Annotated in this window: 19 protein-coding genes and 2 pseudogenes; 13 read left to right on the forward strand and 8 right to left on the reverse strand. The window is 67.8% G+C overall.

Annotation, left to right across the window (positions count from 1 at the left end; genetic code table 11):
- The first annotated feature begins 16 nt into the window (after nt 1-16).
- Nucleotides 17-397 carry a hypothetical protein gene (locus tag QHF83_RS04630; protein ID WP_282416542.1) on the forward strand — a complete coding sequence of 127 codons (381 nt, stop codon included), beginning with the start codon at nt 17-19 and terminating at the stop codon, nt 395-397.
- Here the strand turns inward: QHF83_RS04630 and QHF83_RS04635 are convergent, their stop codons facing one another.
- A complete protein-coding gene (locus tag QHF83_RS04635) occupies nt 398-1096 on the reverse strand; it encodes a phospholipase (protein WP_282416543.1) in 699 nt (232 codons plus the stop codon).
- A 132-nt stretch (nt 1097-1228) separates the two neighbouring features.
- Here QHF83_RS04635 and QHF83_RS53440 point away from each other — a divergent pair.
- From QHF83_RS53440 to QHF83_RS04665, 7 genes and pseudogenes are all read left to right on the forward strand, one after another.
- Nucleotides 1229-1438, forward strand: a pseudogene (locus QHF83_RS53440) (SUMF1/EgtB/PvdO family nonheme iron enzyme); the annotation flags it as partial.
- Nucleotides 1439-1563: 125 nt separating this feature from the next.
- Nucleotides 1564-1902, forward strand: a complete 339-nt coding sequence (locus QHF83_RS04640; RefSeq protein ID WP_272458504.1) for a helix-turn-helix transcriptional regulator — start codon at nt 1564-1566, stop codon at nt 1900-1902.
- A gap of 75 nt (nt 1903-1977) precedes the next feature.
- Complete coding sequence (locus QHF83_RS04645) at nt 1978-2811, forward strand: Sir2 family NAD-dependent protein deacetylase (RefSeq protein WP_282416544.1); 834 nt, start codon at nt 1978-1980, stop codon at nt 2809-2811.
- A 44-nt stretch (nt 2812-2855) separates the two neighbouring features.
- Nucleotides 2856-3488, forward strand: coding sequence for a hypothetical protein (locus QHF83_RS04650; protein ID WP_282416545.1), 633 nt, complete (start codon nt 2856-2858; stop codon nt 3486-3488).
- Entirely contained in the window at nt 3488-4066 is a 579-nt protein-coding gene (locus QHF83_RS04655) for a hypothetical protein (protein ID WP_282416546.1), read from the forward strand. The genes QHF83_RS04650 and QHF83_RS04655 overlap by 1 nt, the downstream gene beginning before the upstream one ends.
- Before the next feature lie 93 nt (nt 4067-4159).
- Complete coding sequence (locus QHF83_RS04660) at nt 4160-5398, forward strand: hypothetical protein (RefSeq protein WP_282416547.1); 1239 nt, start codon at nt 4160-4162, stop codon at nt 5396-5398.
- A gap of 10 nt (nt 5399-5408) precedes the next feature.
- On the forward strand, nt 5409-6629 hold the full coding sequence (locus tag QHF83_RS04665) for a PLP-dependent transferase (protein ID WP_282416548.1): 1221 nt from the start codon (nt 5409-5411) through the stop codon (nt 6627-6629).
- Here QHF83_RS04665 and QHF83_RS04670 read toward each other — a convergent pair.
- Nucleotides 6611-7471: a phytanoyl-CoA dioxygenase family protein gene (locus QHF83_RS04670; RefSeq protein WP_282416549.1), complete on the reverse strand. Its 861-nt coding sequence runs from the start codon at nt 7469-7471 to the stop codon at nt 6611-6613. The genes QHF83_RS04665 and QHF83_RS04670 overlap by 19 nt on opposite strands.
- 117 nt (nt 7472-7588) lie before the next feature.
- Here QHF83_RS04670 and QHF83_RS04675 point away from each other — a divergent pair, with 117 nt between their 5' ends.
- From QHF83_RS04675 to QHF83_RS04690, 4 genes are all read left to right on the forward strand, one after another.
- On the forward strand, nt 7589-7915 hold the full coding sequence (locus tag QHF83_RS04675) for a hypothetical protein (protein WP_282416550.1): 327 nt from the start codon (nt 7589-7591) through the stop codon (nt 7913-7915).
- A gap of 127 nt (nt 7916-8042) precedes the next feature.
- Nucleotides 8043-8165 (forward strand): hypothetical protein, encoded by a 123-nt coding sequence (locus tag QHF83_RS04680; protein ID WP_282416551.1) that lies wholly within the window; start codon nt 8043-8045, stop codon nt 8163-8165.
- A gap of 65 nt (nt 8166-8230) precedes the next feature.
- Nucleotides 8231-9730, forward strand: coding sequence for a M14 family metallopeptidase (locus QHF83_RS04685; protein WP_282416552.1), 1500 nt, complete (start codon nt 8231-8233; stop codon nt 9728-9730).
- An 84-nt stretch (nt 9731-9814) separates the two neighbouring features.
- Nucleotides 9815-12868, forward strand: a complete 3054-nt coding sequence (locus QHF83_RS04690) for a DEAD/DEAH box helicase (RefSeq protein ID WP_282416553.1) — start codon at nt 9815-9817, stop codon at nt 12866-12868.
- Nucleotides 12869-12883: 15 nt separating this feature from the next.
- On the opposite strand, the pseudogene QHF83_RS04695 reads toward QHF83_RS04690, so the two are convergent.
- From QHF83_RS04695 to QHF83_RS04715, 5 genes and pseudogenes are all read right to left on the reverse strand, one after another.
- Nucleotides 12884-13267, reverse strand: a pseudogene (locus tag QHF83_RS04695) (deiodinase-like protein); the annotation flags it as partial.
- 12 nt (nt 13268-13279) lie between these two features.
- The gene (locus tag QHF83_RS04700; protein ID WP_272419802.1) at nt 13280-13534 is read right to left on the reverse strand and encodes a hypothetical protein; all 255 of its coding nucleotides are present in this window, start codon (nt 13532-13534) and stop codon (nt 13280-13282) included.
- A 335-nt stretch (nt 13535-13869) separates the two neighbouring features.
- On the reverse strand, nt 13870-15057 hold the full coding sequence (locus tag QHF83_RS04705) for a tetratricopeptide repeat protein (protein ID WP_282416554.1): 1188 nt from the start codon (nt 15055-15057) through the stop codon (nt 13870-13872).
- Nucleotides 15058-15115: 58 nt separating this feature from the next.
- A complete protein-coding gene (locus QHF83_RS04710) occupies nt 15116-15589 on the reverse strand; it encodes a hypothetical protein (protein WP_282416555.1) in 474 nt (157 codons plus the stop codon).
- On the reverse strand, nt 15582-17339 hold the full coding sequence (locus tag QHF83_RS04715) for a hypothetical protein (RefSeq protein WP_282416556.1): 1758 nt from the start codon (nt 17337-17339) through the stop codon (nt 15582-15584). Before QHF83_RS04715 ends, QHF83_RS04710 begins: the two co-directional genes overlap by 8 nt.
- A 796-nt stretch (nt 17340-18135) precedes the next feature.
- Here QHF83_RS04715 and QHF83_RS04720 point away from each other — a divergent pair.
- Nucleotides 18136-18339, forward strand: coding sequence for a hypothetical protein (locus QHF83_RS04720; RefSeq protein WP_282416557.1), 204 nt, complete (start codon nt 18136-18138; stop codon nt 18337-18339).
- 403 nt (nt 18340-18742) lie between these two features.
- Here QHF83_RS04720 and QHF83_RS04725 read toward each other — a convergent pair whose 3' ends face one another.
- On the reverse strand, nt 18743-20119 hold the full coding sequence (locus tag QHF83_RS04725) for a hypothetical protein (RefSeq protein WP_282416558.1): 1377 nt from the start codon (nt 20117-20119) through the stop codon (nt 18743-18745).
- Nucleotides 20120-20121 lie beyond the last annotated feature (2 nt).

The following is a 20121-nucleotide window of genomic DNA, read 5'->3' on the forward strand; positions in this document are numbered from 1 at the left end:
TCCGCTTCGAGGACGGATGAAGCGGCACGCACCCACGAACGCGGCCGGAGAAGGCAAACCCCGGAAACTCGTGAAGATCGGCCCGAGCGGGAAAGCTCGCGTCGCGCCGATGCCCGAGCGTGCGCCCGTGGTGATGGCGAGGCCTCGCGCGCCCGCCGAGCGCCATTCCCTCCCGACGCTCGCCTCCCGGCGGAGCGGAGCGGTCCGTGGCGTGGGCGCTTGTCATGCCTGCGCGGTGCTCGGGGACGTTCGCCTGTACGAAGCGGTCGACGTGGGCAAGGTGCTGCTCTGCGGCCCTTGCGCGGACAAGGCGCGCAACGAGACGTTCGGCCGCCCCGAGCCGCTCGATCACGCCATCATGGTCGGCGGGTTCGAGACGAATCGCCGGCGCCATTGATCACGTCTTCGCGCTCTGGAGGATGTCCATCGCCTCCCGGAGCATCCCCTGGGGCACGTAATGGCCCCCGGCGAACTCGCGGTACGTCACGGCGTATCCCGCGGCTTCGAGGGAGGGGACGATGTTCCGGCTGCATCGAACGGGCAGGACGGGATCGTTCACGCCGTGGCTGATGAAGACCTCGGGCGCGCCCACCTGCGTGAGCGGCCGCATGAATCCGGGGGAGAACGCGAAGACGAACCGGAAGAGGTCGCCGTTCGTGAGGCCGAGCGAAAGGGCATACGAAGCCCCATCGGAGAAACCCTCGATCGCGATCCGCGTGGGGTCCACGGCGAGGCAATGAAAAGCGGCGCCGAGCGCGCGATCGATGCGGGCGACGTCCGAGCCGTATCCGCCGCGGAGCAGGTCCCAGGTCGAGCCCATCGAATCGGGCGCGACGAGGATGACGCCGTCGCGCTCGGCCTCCGGGCGAATGGCGTCGATGCGATGGCGAGCCTCGCCGCCGGCGCCGTGCAGGCAGAGCATCAGCGGGGTCGGGCGGGCGGGATCGTAGCTCGACGGGATGAAAAGGATCCCGTCCCGTTTGTCGCCGAGGCCGAGCGGCCTGTCGCCGCGCTGGGCGTCGTCGCGGGGGCCGGGCGTGGGGCGGGCGTGCAATCGGCCGAGGTCACGCGGATCGAGCTTTCGTGCAGCGGGCATGGTGATCTCCCCGAGGGAGGTGGTGCATACGCCGGGCCAGACGGAAGGGGGCTCCCGCTGCACCTGTGGAGCTGGACCACGGGCGAGGCGACCTCTTCTTCGACGGCGCACCCTTCCCGTCGAGCCGCGTCGATGCGCGCGTGGGGCGCCGGGTGGGAGAAGGCCGCCCGTGGCGGGCTCGTCGGTCGCCGTTATCCGTGCCGACGATCCGCCCACGCCCGAGCTTTGCGACTTCGGTCGATTCGAGGCGTCTCGATCCGTCCGCCGCAGGGCTTCCCGCCGAACGGGTACGGTCTTCGCGGGATGAGCCGTGGCGTCCGGGAATGGACCGCCGACGGATACGACGCCGAGAGCCCGCGCGCGCCCCACGGGCCCCGCCACGGCGAGGCGGCAGCAGCGCGTGGTCCGCGCCACCCGCTGCCAAACTTTCGTTTGTCGCCGGAGCAGGATTGTGGCATCGTAACGTCATGCCCAGACGAACCATACCTTCTCCTGCAGCCGCCAAGGTCGGCGCGCGCATCCGCGCGCTTCGCCTCGAGCGAGGTCTGTCCCTCCAGCACGTTGCCGATGTCGGACAACTGTCGAAGGGGCACCTCTCCAGCATCGAGCACGGCCTCGCGGCGATCACCATCGAGACGCTCGTGCGCATCGCGCAAGGGCTCGATCTATTGCCGATGGACCTGCTCACGTTCCCGGAGGACGACGAGCGCGGTCGCATCGCCGACATCATCCGCACCAAGATCGGAAAGAAAGAGCTGCCGAAGCTCCGGCGTGAGCTCTCGGCGCGCGGCGCGGGCAAGGCCTGAGATCGCCCCGGGGGGGGTCGCTCCGTTCTTCCCGCCGTTTCTCCTCGCCACGCCTTCCGTGCTACCATCCCGTCCATGCAGGACGCTCTCGCCACGCTCACGGACGCCGTGCGGTCCACGCAAGCCGATCAGATCTTGATCGTCACGGGCGCCGGCGTCAGCCACGCCAGCGGGATCCCCACGTTCCGCGGCAGCGATCCCGACGCCATCTGGAAGCGCGACGTCACCGAGCTCGGCACGCACGCGTTTTTCTGCGAGGACCCGGCGGGCTCGTGGCAATGGTATCTTTCGCGATTCGAGAACCTCGAAGGCAAAAAGCCGAACCCGGGGCACCACGCCATCGTGGCGCTCGAGCGATTCCAGATCGAAAGGGGCGGCGAGTTCCTCCTCATCACGCAGAACATCGACACCCTGCACGAGCAGGCCGGGTCACGGCGCATGATCAAGGTCCACGGTACGAGCGATCGGTATCGGTGCTCGCGGGTCGGCTGCGAGCTCGGCGCGCCCGAGGGATCGATCGCGGCGAGCGAGGTCGATCTCACGGCGTTCCGGGCAAACCCCGTGGAGGCGAACGTGCCTCGTTGTCCCTCGTGTGGCTCGTTTCTGCGGATGCACGTCCTCTGGTTCGACGAGACGTACGCCGGCCACCACGATTACCACTGGAGGCGGGTGGGCTTTGCCGCGCAGGTGCAGGCGCAGCTCGTGATCTTTGCGGGCACGTCCTTTTCGGTTGGCGTGACCGATCTCGTGACGAAACTCGCGCTCCGGCGGCACGTGCCCGTCTTCAACATCGACCCCACGCCCCGCGTCCACGAGCGGGGCATCATGTCCATCGCCGCTGGCGCGGAGGTGGCGCTCGTCGAGGTGTGCAAGCGGCTCGGCGTGGCCGTTGGAGCGGGCACTGCCTGAACCCTCTTGCCTCCGCGCGGCGAAGCTCGTAGATGGGCGCCACCTTGGGTGCACTCCGCGGTAGCCTCACGTTCTCGCGCTTCTACGTCACCGGTGATATCCCCGACGATGTTCCCGGAACGACGCTGAAGCGCATCCGTGCCAACGCTTTCCAGCCCCTCTCGCCCGACGACGAGAAGAACGAGGGCGCGGGCTGGGCCAACATCGAGGATCCCTTCGATACGGACCTCGATCACGAGAAAGTCTTCTACAACGAGTACGTTTGTCTGGGCCTGCGCCTCGATCGCTGGGTCGTCCCCGGGCCGCTGCTCAAGGCCCACCTGCGTGAGGCCGAGCAGGCGCTCCTGGCCAAGCGGGGGCTCGAGCGCCTCGGCCGGCAGGCGAAGGCCGATTTGAAGACGATGGTCGTGCGCAAGCTCCGGCGCCAGCTCGTGCCGTCGCTCAAGAGTTACGACGTCGTGTGGAATCTGCGGACGAACGTGCTCCACCTGTACAGCCAATCCGAGCGTATCTCGGCCCTGCTCGACGACCTCTTCAAGCGCACGTTCAAGGTCGACCTCGTGCCCGAGAGCCCGGGCACGGCTGCCGATCGCCTGGGCCTCGACGCCAAGGAGGCGCGGGCCTTCGCTGGGATCGAGCCGATGATGCTTGCCCGACTGGAAGAGGAGGCGCGCTGATGGAGCTCTTGGATCTCATCGAGGGGCGCCGCTTCATGGGGCGCGAATTCGTGGTTTGGCTCTGGTTCGAGAGCGAGATGCAGGAGACGAACCTGCACCCGACGGGCGCCGATCCGGTCTCGATGTGGCTGGAGGCGCAGATCACGCTGGTGCTGGAGAAAGAAGAGAGCCGGCTCAAGGGCGCGATCCCGGCCTCGTCGCCGGAGGCGAAGGAGGCGCTCCGGCAAGGCAAGCTCCCGAAGGAGGCGAAGATGCGCCTCGTGCGCGGGGAGCGCGAGTATGCCTGGACGCTCAAGGCCGATTCGCTGGGGCTCTCGGGCCTCAAATTGCCCACGCAGCTCAAGAAGAACGACGAGAAACACGAGGTGTTCTACGAGCGCATGATGCTGCTCGAGGACCTCGAAACCTCGCTCTCGGCGCTCTATGCGGACTTCGTGCGCATGCGCCTCGCCGATCCCTGGGACGACGAGGTCGTGCCGCTCATCAAGAGCTGGGCGCACGGCGAGAAGCCGGACGCGGGGGCGTACCTCGCCACGAAGCGCGCGGTCCTCGGAGAGAAGCGGAAAAAGAAGCGGTAGCCGCAAAGCCCCCGGCGCTCCTTGACAGGGAATGGCATTGGACGATAGGACTCGTACGGGTCGCTACAGCGCTTGCTTTTCCTGGAGGAAGTCATGAATCATCGTGGTTCGAGGGACCGGTGGATTCCGCTCGTTCTGGCAGGCGTGGCCGCCGTGCTCGCGGCGTCCGGATGCTCGGATGACCCGTCGTCGTCGAATACGGGCGGCGCAGGCGGGACCGGCGCCGGGGGGAATGGCGGCGCGGGCGGCGGCGGCGCTGGCGGCGTGGGCGGCACCGGCGGGACGGGCGGCACCGGCGGTGCGGGGGGTGGGCTCACGGAGCGCGCGTCGGCGCGCATGTTCCTGTCCGGGCACAGCCTCACCGACAATCCATTGCCGGATCACGTCCTGACCATCGCGCAGAGCCTCGGGAAGGATTTCAATTTCAACGAGCAGATCGGCATCGGCTCGCCGATCCGGGTGAGGACCAAGGGCGGGAGCTTCGACGCGCCGGGCTGGCCCGGATACAGCACCGGGAAGAACCGCGAAGGCAGCGACATGAACGTGATCGAAGAGCTGCTCTCCCCGAAGACGCTCGGGCCCGGCGAGCGCTACGACACGCTCGTCATCACGGAGCGGCACGACATCCTGGGCACGATCTGGTGGGAGGATACGTTCGGCTTCCTGCGCCATTACCACGACCGATTGATCGACGGAAACCCGGCCGGGCACACGCTGTTTTACCATAGCTGGCTCGACGTCGACAAGAATGCCCCGACGACGTGGATCGACCACGAGAAAAACGCGCTTTACGCGTGGGAATGCGTGGCGACCAAGGTGAACCTCTCGCTCGCGGCCGAGGGGCGGACCGATCGGGTGGAGGCGCTCCCCGCGGGCGCGGCGCTCGTCGATCTCGTGGAGCACATCTTGAACGACGAGGTGCAAGGCATCACGGGCACGACGTCGCAGAAGCTCGACAGGATCTTCAGCGACAACGTACACATGACGCCGCTCGGCGCGTATTACCTGGCGCTGGTCACGTACGCGTCGATCTTCCGCGCCTCGCCGGTCGGCGCGGCCGTCCCTGCGGAGGTCGACGCCGAGCCGACGGCCGACATGCAGAAGATCGCCTGGGACTTCGTGCGCGCCTATTACAGCCAGCCGACGCCGGGCGAACATACGATGGAGGAATGCCGGACCTTCATCTCGCAGAACGTCTGCGCGTCGTTCTGGACTTTGCTCAACGACCCCGGCAAGATCGGGCCCTGCCAGGCGGATTTCGCGAATGCGAGCGCGGCGCAGAACCCCTTCCGCTGGCCGGATCCGCAGATGAAGTTGTGGCCGGATCCGTGAGAGGAAAACCGTGAAATCGTCGCCGCAGCGCCCCGCCACCCTCGCGCTCCACGCAGGTTTGCCCGAGGGCGCCGCGCGTGCCGTGGGCGCTCCCATTTCGCCCCCCATCACGACCACGACGAGCTTCCACACGGCCCCGGACGCCGTCGGTTTTTCCGCGGCGGATCTCCAGGACGCGGCTCCGCATTTCTATACGCGCTGGGGCAATCCCACGATCGAGCTTCTGGAGGGGCGGCTCGCCGCGCTCGAAGAGGGCGCGGCGGCCGTCTGCTTCGCGAGCGGAATGGGAGCGCTCTCGGCGCTCTTCTTCGCGAGGCTCGGCGCGGGCGCGGATCTCGTCCTGTCGGACGTGTGTTATGCCGGCGTCGCGGAGCTCGCGCACGAGACGCTCCCGCGCTTCGGGATCGAGGTGACCACGACGAACACGGCCGACCCGGCGTGTGTCGCGGCCGCGATCCGGCCCGGCGCGACGCGCCTCGTGCACATCGAGACGCCGGCGAACCCCATCTTGAAGCTCTCGGACATCGCGGCGATCGCGGAGGTCGCGCACGCGGCCGGGGCCGAGCTGTCGGTCGACTCGACGATCGCGACCCCCATCGCGACCCGCCCCCTCGTGCTGGGCGCCGATTACGTCGTGCATTCGCTGACGAAGTACATCTGCGGCCACGGCGACGCGATCGCCGGCGCGGTCGTGGGGCGGAGCGCCGAGCGGATGGCGGCGCTCCGCAAGGAGGCGTTGATCCATTACGGCGCCGCCCTGCACCCGTTCGCGGCCTGGCTCGTCCTGCGCGGGCTGGAGACGCTGCCCGCGCGCATGCGTATCCACGAGGAGAACGCCCGGCGCGTGGCGACCTGGCTCGGCGCGCATCCGCGGGTCGCCGCGGTCCACTGGCCGGGCTTGCCGAGCCACCCGCAGCGCGCCCTCGCCGAGAGGCAGATGCAAAATGCGTCGGGCCTGCTCGCGTTCACGGTGAAGGACGGCGGCCCGGCGCTCGCGAAAGAGCTCGCCGCACGGCTGCGGGTCGTCTCGTATGCCGTTTCGCTCGGAAAAACGAAGAGCCTGCTTTTCTACATCCCGACGGACGACATCCTTCGCACGTCGTTTCGACTCGCCGGGGAGCAGGAGGCCGCGTATCGGGCCGCGGCGGGCGAGGGGGTCTTTCGTTTGTCGGTGGGCCTCGAGGACCCGGACGATCTCATCGCCGATCTCGATCAGGCGCTCGGGGGCTGAAACCCGCGTAAAGGAAGGTCCGGCCGCTGTAGCCAGTTGTCCGCGGGGTAAAACGCGTCGGCCTCGACGACGTGCACCGCATAGGCATGCCGCGATCGATCCGAGCGATTCTCCTCGCTTCGATGCGGCAAGAGCCCATGCAGCACGACCAGCGTCCCGGCCGGGACCTCGAGGGGAATGGCGCCCTCCTCGACGAGAGGCACTTCGTCCAGCACCTCGAAGCGCGTGCCTCCGCGCCCGTCTCGCAAAAAGCGCTTCTTGAGCCCCTGCCGATGGCCGCCGGGCACCGCCCACAAGCAGCCATTCTCGATCGTGGCGTCCTCCAGCGCGAACCACAGGCCCGTCACGGTCACGGGCTCCGTGTAGAGGAACGTGGCGTCCTGGTGGCAAACGACCTCGCCGCCGATGTGGGGTTGCTTGAAGATGTACATCGATTGAATCAAGACCGGCCGGGACAGGCCGAGCTCGGCCGTCAGCGCGGCGAGCTCGGGCGTGCGCGAGAATCGATCGAAGACCGGATCTCTGTCGTGCATCGCGTGGCCGATCTTGTTCAGCGCGCGCTCCTTGGGCACGCGCAGGTTGCCGTCCGGCCCGAGCGCGCCCTCCTCGAGGAAAAAACGGATCTTGTCGCCCGATTCGAGAAAATAGTCGTCGGAGGTGCGCGTCTGCTCGTGCGTGCTGAAGACCGAGCGGTGCGCCTCCGGGTCGAAGGCGGCGACGAGCTCCTCGGCGCGGCGCTTCAGCGCGAGGCATGCTTCGACCGTGACGAATCCGGACAGGACGAGGAAACCGTCACGCTGGAAGGCGTCGCGGCGCTCGGACGGGGCGATGGGCCGGGGCATGGCTCGATTTTCGTAGCCTCCCTGGACTCGGCTGTCCACGGCTCCGCGCGACGTCACGCCGAGCCGTCGTGCGCGGCAGGTGTTGCGCAGGGGCGAATCGAGGCTTACGCTGCACCCATGCATCGGCACCCCTGGCGAATCGTGCGCGCGCTCCGCGTGCTCTTCGCCTGCCTCATGCTGATGCTGCCGGCCACACCGGCGCGTCATGCGCAGGTCGTTCCGGACACGGTCGTCTTTGTCGCGTATGCCGCAACCGCGCTGCAGGTCGCCGCGGCGGCGCGCGAGGTCGCGCCGGAAAACGCCGAGGCGGCGCACACTGCGATCGAGGTCCGCCCCGCGAAGGCGGCCTCGTTCGTCCGGGCCACGGCGCCTCTGCCGGCCGATCCGGGCGCCGGGTTCGTCCCCGCGGATCGCTGGCTCCTTCATTGCGCTCTCCTTTGCTGAATTCGACGGCCTTTTCCGCGGCCTTCGATTCCACAGCAAGGAGAAAGCGATGTCGCCTTTGGCTGAGAGCCCTCGGAGGAGGGCCTGGCGGCGCTTCGTCCGCCGTCTGCTCCATTCGTTTCGTTCGATGGGCCGAATTGGCCTCGTGCTCGGCTCGGCCATGTTCCCCGGTATGCCGCCGCCGCCGCCGCCCCCGCCTCCGCCGATCGAGGAGCAGGCGTCCGGCGGGAAAAAATTGTCCGAGCTCTAATCGTTCGCGGCGGCATAACGACGGGCCCGTCCACGCGGCGGTCGTTCTGTGCTACCTCACGCCGCATGCTGCTCACCCGCGCCGAGTCCACCTCCTTCCGCGAGACCTCCCTCCATGCCGACGTGATGCGCTTCGTGCGCGCGCTCGAAGCGCGGAACGACCCGCGCCTCCACGTCACGACCTTCGGCACCTCGCCCGGCGGCCGCGAGATGCCCCTCTTGATCCTCTCGAAGGACCGCGTCCGCACGCCCGAGGAGGCCCGGCGCAGCGAGCGTCCCGTCATTCTCATGCTCGACGGCATCCACCCCGGCGAGGTCGAGGGCAAGGAGGCGAGCCTCGCGCTCGTGCGCGACCTGCTCGACGGTCGCCGTCCCGATTGGCTCGACACGATCACGCTGCTCGTCGTCCCGCTCTTCAATCCGGACGGCAACGACGCGCTCGATCCCGTCAATCGACGGCTCGATCTGAAAAAGCTCACCGGCCAGGCCGGCCCCGTGGTCGGGACCCGCACGCAGAGCCAGGGCATCAACCTGAACCGCGATTACATGCGCCAGGCCGCGTCCGAGATGCGAGCCTTGCAAGACAACGTCTGCATTCCGTGGTCGCCCGACCTCACGATCGACAACCACGCGACGAACGGCTCGGTGCACCGCTTCCACATGACCGTCGACGTGCCCCACACCGTCGAATCGGGTCGGCGCGAGCCGATCGATTTCATGCGCGAGCGGCTCGTCCCGGAGGTCATCGCCGCCGTGCGCGCGCGCGGATTCGAGAGCGGCTGGTATGGCAATTTCGTCGAGGACGAGCGCGTGCTCGACGCGGGCGGCGAGGTCGACGCGGCGTCGGCCGTGGGCCTCGGCTGGATGACGTACCCGCACCACCCGCGGTTCGGCTCGAATTATCGCGGCCTCACGAACCGGCTCGATCTGCTGCTCGAATGTTATAGCTACCTGCCATTCGAGGAGCGCGTCCGCACTGCGACCGCGTGGCAGATCGAGACGCTCTCCTGGGCCGCGAAGCATGCCGACGACATTCGCCAGGTCATTGCCTCGAGCGCCGCGCCGCCGGAGAAGGTCGCCGTGCGGTATCGCCTCGATCGCATGGAGGCGCCGGTCGAGGTCCTCACGCGTTCGCCCCGCACGCTCGACGGCGCGTCCGTCGCCGTGAAGATCCCTTATCTCGGGCGATTCGTGGGCACGGTCGTCGTCGATCGGCCCCGCGCCTACCTCGTCCCGCCCGCGCTCGCCGAGCACCTGCGCCGCCACGGATTGCGCGTCGAGGCGGCCGAGGGGGCGTACGACGTCGAGGTCGCGCGCGTCACGTCGCTCGGCACGGAGGGAGGGCGCGGGATTCTGGAAGCAGCGGCCGTCGGTGAGGTCGCGGTGGAGTGGCGGGAGGATCGACGAACCGTGCCTACGGGATGGTCGCGCGTCGATTCGAACCAGCCGCTCGGCGCGATCGCGGTGTATCTCTGCGAGCCCGAGAGCGACGACGGCGCGGTCGAAAACGGGGTTTTGCCGGTGCCCGCCGTCGGCGACGAGCATCCGGTGCTGCGCGTACGTTGATGGCTTGCACGACAAACCGCGCTGGGCGCCGGTTCCCTGCGCGAGGTGCTCGACTTCCCTTCCCAACGGCTCTATCCTGCCGGGGTGAACGTTAGCCCCGGGCTTTATGATCAGATTCTCACGGACGCACTTCGCAGAGCTGTCGAGGCGGAAGGCCTCCTGCTGAGCAAGGTTGCGCTTGATCCTACGGAAGCCCACGAGCAACTTGCGCGCGCTCTTTCTGGTTTGCTCCGGAGGGCGCTTTATGCCGTTCCCGAGGAGAAGCGCCCTGCCCTCCAGGTTCGTGTAGCGAATGAGATGATTGCTTGGCTTAGCGAGCGGCTCCAAGAGCCATCGCTTCTGCGGGAGACGCTCGACAGCGAGGGCGCCGTCCTCGAAGAAATTCGGCGCCCCGGCGAGCCGCAGCGGACACGCCCGCTCTTGCCCCTCTCTTCGTCGGCCTTGCTCGTGAACGGGCATGGCGAGCCGCGCATCGGCGAAGAGCTGCGACGAGAGATTGCCTCCGCGGACCGCATTGATCTTGTTTGCGCGTTTATCAAATGGGTGGGTATTCGTGTGCTGGAGGGAGCGCTCGAGGCCTTTCTCGAAGCGGGTAAGCCGCTCCGAATCATTACTACGACGTACCTCGGCGCTACCGAGCTAAGGCCACTCGATTGGCTCATGAAACGTGGCGCCAAGGTGAAGGTATCGTACGATACCCAGGTCACCCGCCTCCACGCGAAAGCTTGGTTGTTCCACCGCGCGACAGGGTTCTCGACGGCCTACGTGGGGAGTTCCAACCTGTCCCGGTCGGCCCTCCTGGACGGCGTCGAGTGGAACGTCCGCCTTTCGGCGCAGTCGGCGCCCGCCGTCGTCGAGAAGTTCTCAGCGACGTTTGAGACCTACTGGAACGATCCGTCTTTTGAGGATTACCATCGTGAGCGCCTCGTGGAGGCCCTGCGCGCGGAGCGGGGGGACAACGAGAGCATCAACCTCGCATTTCTGGATGTCCATCCGTACCCGCATCAGCGCGCCATCCTCGAAGCGCTGGAGGTCGAGCGGATGCGACACAGTCGTTGGAAGAACCTCGTTGTCGCCGCCACGGGAACAGGAAAGACCGTGGTCGCCGCACTCGATTACAAGCGGCTGCGTGGGAGCCTCTTGCGGGCGCGGCTCCTCTTTGTCGCGCACAGGAAGGAGATCCTTGAGCAAAGCCTCCGGACATTTCGTACCGTGCTTCGGGATGGCGCGTTCGGGAGCTTGTGCGTGGATGGGGAACGCCCGGAGGCATGGGAGCACGTGTTTGCGTCGATCCAATCGCTATCGAGGATGGGCCCGGAGAAATTCGGCCCCGCAGATTTCGATGTGGTCATCGTGGACGAATTCCATCACGCGGAGGCTGCCACGTATCGCGCGCTGCTCTCACGCCTCACGCCTCAGGTGCTCCTCGGGCTCACGGCCACCCCAGAGCGCGCGGACGGGCAGGACGTCCTCGGCTGGTTCGACGGACGGATCGCCGCGGAACTCAGGCTCTGGGACGCGCTGGAGCGTGGACTCTTGTGCCCGTTCCATTATTTCGGCGTGCACGACGATGTCGATCTCTCGCGCCTTCGTTGGTCGCGTGGCGCATACGATCGCGCTGAGCTCGAAGCCTTGTACACGGGTGACGACGCGCGGATCGGAAAAATCCTAGAGCAAGTCCAGCGCCTCGTTCCCGATCCGCGGAGCATGCGCGCACTCGGGTTTTGTGTGGGCGTCAAGCATGCCCACTACATGGCGCAACGCTTCGTGGAGGCGAACATCCCAGCCATGGCTTTGCATGCAGAGAGCAGCGCCGAGGAGCGGAGTAACGCGCTACGAAGATTGCGAAATCGTGAGATCAACGTGTTGTTCACGGTTGATCTCTTGAATGAGGGCGTCGACATTCCGGAGGTTGACACGGTGCTGTTCCTCCGGCCCACAGAGAGCGCCACCGTATTTCTGCAACAGCTCGGGCGGGGACTACGTCGCACGGAGGATAAGGCCTGTGTGACGGTGCTGGACTTTATCGGCGCGCAGCACGCGCGGTTTCGCTTCGACGCCCGTTATGCGGCCCTTCTCGGCTGTCCTCGGCTCGCGGTCGAGAAACAAGTGAGGGAGGGGTTTCCCGTGCTGCCTGCAGGCTGCCATATTGAGCTGGACCGCGTCGCGACGCGTGTTGTGCTGGACAATCTGCGCCAGTCTGTGAAGGGACAGCAGGCACTCGTGCGGCTCCTCGCGAGCCTCGGGAATGTGTCTCTTGGTGCATTTTTACGGGAAGCTCAGATCGGCCCCGAGGATCTCTATCGCAGCGAACGCACGTTTTCTTTTCTTCGACGCAAAGCAGGGCTGCCCACGCCGCCGTCGGGCCCCGAGGAGTCCATCTTGAGCAGGAGCCTGGGACGGCTGCTTTACGTCGACGACGCGGAACGAACGAAGTTCTACAGAGAGGTGCTCGCCGAGCCGAAGCCTCCGCGTGGAGGTGCCGTCAGCCTGAGGCAGGCGCGTCTGCTGCGGATGTTGGGTTTGGGGTTGTGGGGCACGAAGCGTTCCTGGCCCTCGATCGACGCCGCGCTCGCGCGTTTATGGGAGCATCCAGCCATCTTGGAGGAGCTTCGCGAGCTCCTCGGCATCCTCGACGAGGGCGCGAAAACCTTGGCTCGTCCGTTACCCGAGCTGGGGAATATTCCGATATCTGTGCATGGTCGTTACCAGCGTACCGATGTGCTCGGGGCATTCGATATGATGTCCATCGAGAACCCATTTTCGCATCAATCGGGCGTTGCGTGGTCGGAGGCCCATCAGACGGACATCTTGTTCGTGACGCTGCGAAAGCATGCGGCAGACTTTTCGCCGTCTACGATGTACCGTGATTACGCAATTGGTCAAAAGCTCTTTCACTGGGAGTCGCAGTCTCGCACAGCAGAGGCGTCGACGATGGGGCAACGATACATCCACCATGAAAGCCGCGGCACACGCGTGATGCTTTTCGCACGAGAAACCAAGGACGACCCCTTCGTGTCGCTTGGCCCGGCGCGGTATGTGCAGCACAGCGGTGAACGACCGATGGGTATCGTCTGGGAGCTCGCGCACGAGATGCCTGAAGAGCTGCTCCGCACGGCGATGCTCGTCGCGGCCTGAGGAGCAGCCCGCCTCCTATTCCCCCGGAAACCTTCGAGCCAGCCACGCCTCCACCTCTTCCGGGTGGAACTCGAACGGGCCCATGCCGCCTTTGTAAACGACCTGCCCCTTCTCGTCGATCACGTAAAGCCGCTCCGGCCAGGCCGCGTACGCCGCGTTCGCGGGGTTCTCGATCGGATCCACGAGGAGCGGGATGTCGTACTGGAACCGCTTCACGAAATCGGCGGCGATGGCGACGCGCGCCTCCGTGCTCCGCGGCTGCGGGTAGCAGACGCTTTGCTGCTCGTTCACATCCATCTGCCATTCATCGGTCGGGTGGGCCTCCTTGATGTAAATCGTGAGGAAACGGGCGCTCTTGCCATAACGCCCGGACATCGCCTTCAGACGCTCGACCGAGCGCCGGAACGGCGGTCATGTGAAGCTGCCGAAGATCAAAACGAGCGGTTTTTCCCCGATGTACGCCGCGAGCTTCTCCCGCCGCCCCTCCGCGAGCGCGACGAGCTCCACGTCCGGCGCCGCGTCGCCGACCTTGAGTCGCCCTTCCTCGCGCTGGTCGTACCGCAACATGCCGATCACGTTGCGCGGGCCCATCCACCCCACGAATGCCGCGCCCCCCGCCACGAGGAGCGCGGCGACCGCCACGAGAGCCTTTTTCGTCCGCGTCATGGCCTCTTCGCTTACCACGTTCGCGAAGAGGTGGGAAGGGGCACGTGCTAGCGCTTCTGATATCGGGGCTGGTAGAGCTCGACCTCCACGCCGCCCGGCATGACGAAGTGAATCACGAGGCCATACCCGCGATCCGTGATTTCGTCCTTGAACTCCACGCCGCGGCCGCGTCGCTGCTGTAAAACATCGCGTGAACGCCCTTGATCACGGAGACCTCCCTCGCGCCGTTCGGCGCAGCGACGAACGCTAGCAGCTCACGCGGAGCAAAGGAATCCGAAACGACAAACCCACACGCGTCGGGTTGTCCTGTCAACCGTTTGTCGGTTGCGAAGCATCTAGAAAGGATTCTGCTGTTTTTCTTTCGGACGAGGCGGCGCCGCCGGGCCCGCCGAGGCCGACGCGGACGCGGCCGGCGCCGCCGAGAGCGCCGTGACGCGGCTCTGCGCTTGTCGTTGCAGATCCGCGACCATACGCCCGTCGGGGCCGCTCGGCGTGAGCGCGAGGAGTATTTGGTAGAAGGCGAGCGCTTGCTCCTTTTGCCCGAGATCCTCGTTCGTGATGCCGGCTCCGAGGAGCGCGGGCGCCGAGGTCGCGTCGCTCGCGAGCACGCCGCGGAAGACGTCGAGCGCGGCCGCCGCCTTTTTCTGTCGCACGAGCGCAAAGCCGAGCGCGTTCCTCGTCTCCGGATCCGGGCGCATCTGCGTCGCGGCCCGGAGCGCACGCTCCGCGTCCTCGAGCTTGCCCGCGCCGAGCAGCGCCTGGCCGAGCGAACCCATGGCCTCCGCGCTCTTCGGGTCGAGCTCCGCCGCGCGCTGGAAATGCAGGATCGCGTCGACGTTCTTCTGCTGCGTCGCCCGCGCGCGCCCGAGGGCCATACGCGCGTCGAAGCTCTCCGCGATCCGGAGCCCCGCTTCGAGGTGCTCGGCCGCGCCCGCGATGTTACCCTCGGCGAGCTCGATCTGCCCGAGCCCCACGAGCGCCCCGGCATCGGCAGGCTTCACCTTCAGCGCGAGCTGGAATTCGGATTTCGCGCGCGCCGCGTCCTCCTTGCGGCTCATCAAAACGAGCCCGAGCGCGGTATGCGCGAGCGGAGAGGTCGGATCGATCGCGAGCGCCTCGGTGAACTTGGCCTTGGCCCCTTCGGCGTCGCCCTGCCGGGCCAGGATGTTGCCGAGCGCGGTCAGATATACGGCCGCGCGTGGTTTGTCCGTGTCGAGCAACAATTGGGCCTCATAACGAGCGTCGTCGATGGCCTCGGGGGCGATACGCGCGGCGCTCTCGGCAATGAGGTGGACGCGCGCGCGCATGAGGGCGCGTTGCACGTCCGGGTCCGTGGGCGCGAGCTCGCGCGCGTGGCCGTACGCCGTGAGGGCCTGCGGGTAACGGCCGGCTTCGAGGGCGGCGTCGCCCTGCGCGAGGTGCTGCCGCGCGAGCTCGGGGGTGCGATCGCAGGCCCAGAGCATCGCGGCGCAAACGAGAAGCGAAGGCAGACGGAAGGCGCGGGCGAGGGGCCTCGGGATCATCGGAGGGCCGTTTTACGCCCGAGTTGGTCGGGAGAAAAGGTCACTCGACGCGGTTGTTTCAGCGCTCGGCGGGCGCAGCTTGGACTTCCAGGACGCGAGGTGGGAGCGGCTCCGTGGTCATGGCGCCGCGGGGAGAGACCTCGGCGTTCACCTCGAGGACGCGCGGGGCGAGCGGCTCCGCGGTGAGCGGGCCGCGCGGGGAGACCTCGACGTCCACGCGGAGCTCGCGGGGCAGGATGGGCTCCTTGGAGCCGTTTCGTACGTAGTCGTCCGGATCGAGCGGCTTCCGTGATTCTTCGGGAGAAGCGCTCGCGGGCTCCGGGATCGCCGCGTTCGTCGCCCCCATCGCCGTCGTCCTCGTCGTCCCCGGCGACGCGACGGGCGCGTGCTCGACGCCCACGGGGCTCGCCGCCGGATCTCGCGCCTCCGGCGCCTCGGCGAAGCGCGAGCGGACAAGCAGAGCAGCCCCGACGACGAGGCCCGCGAGCGCGACGATGGAGACGATCCTCGCGCGCCCGGCCTTGTCATTCATTGTAGGTGGAGTTGTTGGCGCAACGGAAAAAGCGGCTGTCGTTCTTGTCGCACTCGCCTTCGAAGTTGCTGGCGTTGGTCGTATTGTTGACGCAATAGGCGTCGTCGTCGCCGGCGCGGTGCCCGAGCCAATCGCCATTGTAGAGCTGGCCCGCCGTGCCATGCGCCTGCACGATCCTGTAGGTCTCGTTGTAGGTCGCGATGTGCCCGCCGAGCGCGGCGCAGACGTTCTGCGCGTTGTTGAAGGTCTGCGGGGAGAAGAACGGCGTGACGCAGATCGTGTTCGAGCGCGCGATGCCTCCGAGGGTCGTGTTGGTGGTGACACCGTAGGCATTGAACGGCGCCGTGCACGCTCTCGGGCCCGCGCCGATGAGCTGCGACCACGTGGTGTTGCCGGCGTTGTTCGTCTTGCGGAACCAGAGGTCCTGGTCGAAGAAGCTGCCGCCGATCTGCATGGCGTAGTTGTTGCCGCCATTCGAATGCCGCACGTCGATGAGGTGCTGCCAGCCCGACGCGTTCGGATAGTAGTTCACCGGCGCGGAGGTCTCGAAGAAGCCGCTCCGCGAGCCCGTCGCGTCGGCGTTGTCCTTCGTCTCCGTCCGCGTGAGGCCATTGCCCCAGTACACGATTCCGTCGGCCCGGATGTTGCCGGTCGCGTGGACCTGCTCGCCCGGGCTCGCCGTGCCGACGCCGATGGTGCCGGGGAAGTAGTTGATGTTCGACGTGCCGCCGTCGTACTGCAGATACGCGGCCGTGTCGTTGTGGATGCCGCCGCGGAACTGCGCCTGCGCCGTGAAGTAGACGGTGCCCGCGTTGAAATAGGCGCCGCCGGGGACGATGACATACGAGCTCGCGACGATGTACGGGTTCGCCGCGGTGAACCGGATGTTGCCAGCGCCGTCGGCATTGGAGGCGATGCGCAGGTAGCCGTTCGCGTGGATGTTCGACGCGGCGAACTGCTCGTAACCCGTGCCCGGGTTGTTGTACGTGCGAATGATGCCGTCGCTGCCCATGCCGAGCTGCGAGGCGACGACGCCCGGCCAGTGGAAGGAGATGCGCGGCGTCGCGGTCGTGCGGACCTCGATGGACGCGGTGTCGTAGACCGTGCCCGCGCCGCCCGTGACGTCGAACCGGCCGGTGGTGGTCACCGTGGTGGCGTCGTCGGTGATGCTCGAGTTTCCGCCGGTCGTGGCGCCGGTGAATTTGATGACGGTATTGACCGTGCCATTGATGTTGGCCGAGCCGGCAGGGCCTTGCGGGCCGACCGGACCCTGGGCGCCTTGCGGGCCTTGCGCGCCGGTGACGCCTTGCGGGCCTGCGGGGCCTTGCGCGCCGGTGGGGCCGATCGGGCCCTGGATGCCCTGGGGGCCTTGTGCGCCGGTCGCGCCGGCGGGGCCCGCTGGGCCTTGCGCGCCTTGCGCGCCGGTGGCGCCGACGGGGCCTTGTGCGCCGGTGGCGCCAATGGGGCCTTGCGCGCCGGTCGGGCCAATGGGGCCTTGTGCGCCGGTCGCGCCGACGGGACCTTGCGGACCGACGGCGCCCGTCGCGCCCGTTGCGCCAGCCGGACCTTGCGGACCAATGGCGCCCGTCGCGCCCGTTGCGCCAGCCGGACCTTGCGGACCAATGGCGCCCGTCGCGCCCGTTGCGCCAGCTGGACCTTGTGGACCAATGGCGCCCGTCGCGCCGGTAGCACCTACGGGACCTTGAGGACCGACGGCGCCGGTGGCGCCAGTCACACCCTGCGGCCCCATGGGCCCAACCGGTCCGGTGGGACCTACGGTTCCTTGCGGGCCCATTGCGCCCGTCGGTCCCATGGGTCCGACGTCACCCTGAGGACCGGTCACACCCTGTGGCCCGATGGGTCCAACCGGTCCGGTGGGACCCACATCCCCCTGGGGACCCATTGCGCCCGTCGGTCCCATGGGTCCGACCTCACCCTGAGGACCAGTCACACCCTGTGGCCCGACGGGTCCAACTGGACCGGTGGGACCCACATCTCCCTGGGGACCCATTGCGCCCGTCGGTCCCATGGGTCCGACCTCACCCTGAGGACCGGTCACACCCTGTGGCCCGATGGGTCCAACTGGCCCGGTGGGACCCACATCCCCCTGTGGCCCCATTGCGCCCGTCGGTCCCATGGGTCCGACCTCACCCTGAGGACCCGTCACACCCTGCGGACCGATGGGTCCAACTGGCCCGGTGGGACCCACATCCCCCTGGGGACCGATTGCGCCCGTCGGCCCCATCGGGCCCGCCGGACCGATCGCGCCCGTCGCGCCGGTCGCACCGGTCGGACCCACCGGGCCCATCGGTCCAATCGGTCCCGCGGGACCCATTACGCCCGCCGGCCCCATTGGACCCATGGGCCCCACCGGACCCACGGCGCCCTGCGCGCCCGTCGGCCCCACCGGCCCCATCGGCCCCATCGCGCCCGTCGGACCCGCGGGGCCCATCACGCCATCCGCGCCTACCGGACCTTGCGGACCCGTCGCACCCGTCGGCCCCATGAGCCCCGTCGGCGGACCGACCCACTCGCCGTTGTTGTTGATGACCTCGGTCCCGTTGATCGAGACGCTCGTCGGGTGGATGTCCCCGTTCACGTCGTTCGCGAGCAGCGCATACGGCACGCTCTGGATGGGCGCGCGCGGCAGGAGCTCCGGATCGCTGTCGATCGTGATTCCCAGGTACCGGACCGAGCCGTCGAATACTTTGTCCCCAAACGGAACGATCGAACCGAGCGAGACCGAGTAGAACCCCTCGTCGAAGGCCACCTTGTGCTCTTCGCTCCAGAGCGGCGTTTGCGCGTCCGCCACGTCGTAGATCGCGAAGGTCACGGTGAGCTCGCCGTTGATCGGCGTGTCGTCCGCGTCGAAGAGCCGTCCCTGGTTGGTGATCGTCAGGGGGACGGCCGCGTCCGCGCTGGAGACGGCAGAGAGGCCAGCCACCAGAACCGTAGCCGCGAGCAGGCGTCGAATCGTGCGAAACCTCATGGGGACGTCTCGTCCTTGCGGGGGCCGCCGCCGGGGAAAACCCGCGCGAGATCCCGCTTGGCATTTTTAGGCTACGCGTGTCCAGGGAGTCACGTCAATGCCATCGCGCCCCGTTGAGAACGACGCCTCGCGTCAGCCACTCGCCGGAGGTCTGCCGTCCTCGTTCAGCCCACCTGGGGGATCATCCCGTCCGCGAGCTTTTCGAGCGCCTCGCGCCTCGTCATCGTCACGCGGGCGATGGCGCGGGCGAGCGCGGCGACCGGCGGGCAAGCCTGCGTGGCCAGCCAATCCCGCGCCGGGACCCGCCCGCGGATCCACGGCCGCGTGGATTCGAGCCGCTCCATCAGCGCGCGCTCGCCGAACGACCGGTAAAGGAACGCAGTGTACGGCGAGGCCCCGAGGTCGAAGCTCGAAGGGCTCGCGCGGCCCTGTTCGAGCAGGCGCAGCAGGACGGGATCGAGGTCCGCCGAGGAATCGGGGGCCCGCTCGAGGAAGAGCTCGGCCCGCACGGGGTTCGTGTTGTTCTCGTCCGGAATGCCCCCGAGGAAGAGCTCGATGGGCGCGTCCCCGCCCGTCGCGCAGGCGAAAGCCTCGACGAGCGCGATCGTATAAAGCTTGGCCCGCAGATATCGCACCGCGAGCGAGATGTTGCGTCGGGCCTGGGCGATCCGCCGGGCGTGCACCTCGGGCGAAGGTTCGCCGCGGAACGCGTGAAAGACGCGCTCGGCGGCGAGGGTCGAGAGAAAGGCCTCCATGCGCTGCAGCGCGAGCCGATACTCGCCGTTACGATAGACGTTCGGCATGTGGAGCGCGGGGTTCGTCTCGGGGAGGAGCCGCCAGGTATTGTCGAGGAAACGCGCCGGATCGGCCTCGGCGAAGTTCTCGACGTCGCGGTTCGCGAGCCGCACCGCGGCGCGCACCGCGTCCTCGCAGGCATTCGCGTCGAGCCCGGGGATCCCGAGCTCCCGCAGGCGCCCCGCCAGGCGATCGAACGCGGCCGTCTCGCGGAACGGGGTCGTCGCCTCGATCCCGGCGGCGATCTCGGCGAGGTGGCGGGGCGGCAGGAACGGCGACAGGCATTTGACGGCGACGAAGGCGCTCGCGAGCTCGTTCAGGCCGGTCAGCGGCGTGAGCTCGTCGCCGGGCTCGCGGCCGAAGATGCGGGCGACGAGGGCCGTGGCCGGGTCCTCCAGCACGCCGAGGCCGATCCGGTAACCGGTCCCGTCCACGGATGCGAGCAGCGGGCGCAGGATGTCGCTCACCATCCGGGGAAAACCCTGATCCACCTGCACGTACACGACGTCGTGGAAGATGCCCGCGAGCGTCTCGATCGGGCTCGTCCCCTCCGTGAGCGTGAGCACGTGCGCGTGGCTGTGGAATTCGCGGGACTGACCCGACAGGGCCTCGTGGACCAGGAACGTCGGCCGCTCGAGCTCGAGCGCGCTCGGGCGACCGCCGAGCCGCGTGAGCGCCTCGTCGAACCGGACGAGGAGCCGGTGGATCGTGGGGAGCGCCGCATCCACGGTCGGCAGAGGGAGCATGC

The organism is Polyangium sp. 15x6, from assembly GCF_029960785.1.
Taxonomy (GTDB): Bacteria; Myxococcota_A; Polyangia; order Polyangiales; family Polyangiaceae; genus Polyangium.

Bases quoted from the DNA above. Each gene is read 5' to 3' on its own strand.
- QHF83_RS04685 (WP_282416552.1), top strand. From the start codon at position 8,231: ATGCTGCTCACCCGCGCCGAGTCCACCTCCTTCCGCGAGACCTCCCTC.
- QHF83_RS04725 (WP_282416558.1), bottom strand. From the start codon at position 20,119: ATGCTCCCTCTGCCGACCGTGGATGCGGCGCTCCCCACGATCCACCGG.
- QHF83_RS04640 (WP_272458504.1), top strand. From the start codon at position 1,564: ATGCCCAGACGAACCATACCTTCTCCTGCAGCCGCCAAGGTCGGCGCG.
- QHF83_RS04645 (WP_282416544.1), top strand. From the start codon at position 1,978: ATGCAGGACGCTCTCGCCACGCTCACGGACGCCGTGCGGTCCACGCAA.
- QHF83_RS04700 (WP_272419802.1), bottom strand. From the start codon at position 13,534: ATGACGCGGACGAAAAAGGCTCTCGTGGCGGTCGCCGCGCTCCTCGTG.
- QHF83_RS04720 (WP_282416557.1), top strand. From the start codon at position 18,136: ATGACCTCGGTCCCGTTGATCGAGACGCTCGTCGGGTGGATGTCCCCG.
- QHF83_RS04680 (WP_282416551.1), top strand. From the start codon at position 8,043: ATGGGCCGAATTGGCCTCGTGCTCGGCTCGGCCATGTTCCCCGGTATG.
- QHF83_RS04670 (WP_282416549.1), bottom strand. From the start codon at position 7,471: ATGCCCCGGCCCATCGCCCCGTCCGAGCGCCGCGACGCCTTCCAGCGT.
- QHF83_RS04705 (WP_282416554.1), bottom strand. From the start codon at position 15,057: ATGATCCCGAGGCCCCTCGCCCGCGCCTTCCGTCTGCCTTCGCTTCTC.
- QHF83_RS04635 (WP_282416543.1), bottom strand. From the start codon at position 1,096: ATGCCCGCTGCACGAAAGCTCGATCCGCGTGACCTCGGCCGATTGCAC.
- QHF83_RS04715 (WP_282416556.1), bottom strand. From the start codon at position 17,339: ATGGGGCCGCAGGGTGTGACTGGCGCCACCGGCGCCGTCGGTCCTCAA.
- QHF83_RS04660 (WP_282416547.1), top strand. From the start codon at position 4,160: ATGAATCATCGTGGTTCGAGGGACCGGTGGATTCCGCTCGTTCTGGCA.
- QHF83_RS04675 (WP_282416550.1), top strand. From the start codon at position 7,589: ATGCATCGGCACCCCTGGCGAATCGTGCGCGCGCTCCGCGTGCTCTTC.
- QHF83_RS04655 (WP_282416546.1), top strand. From the start codon at position 3,488: ATGGAGCTCTTGGATCTCATCGAGGGGCGCCGCTTCATGGGGCGCGAA.
- QHF83_RS04630 (WP_282416542.1), top strand. From the start codon at position 17: ATGAAGCGGCACGCACCCACGAACGCGGCCGGAGAAGGCAAACCCCGG.
- QHF83_RS04710 (WP_282416555.1), bottom strand. From the start codon at position 15,589: ATGAATGACAAGGCCGGGCGCGCGAGGATCGTCTCCATCGTCGCGCTC.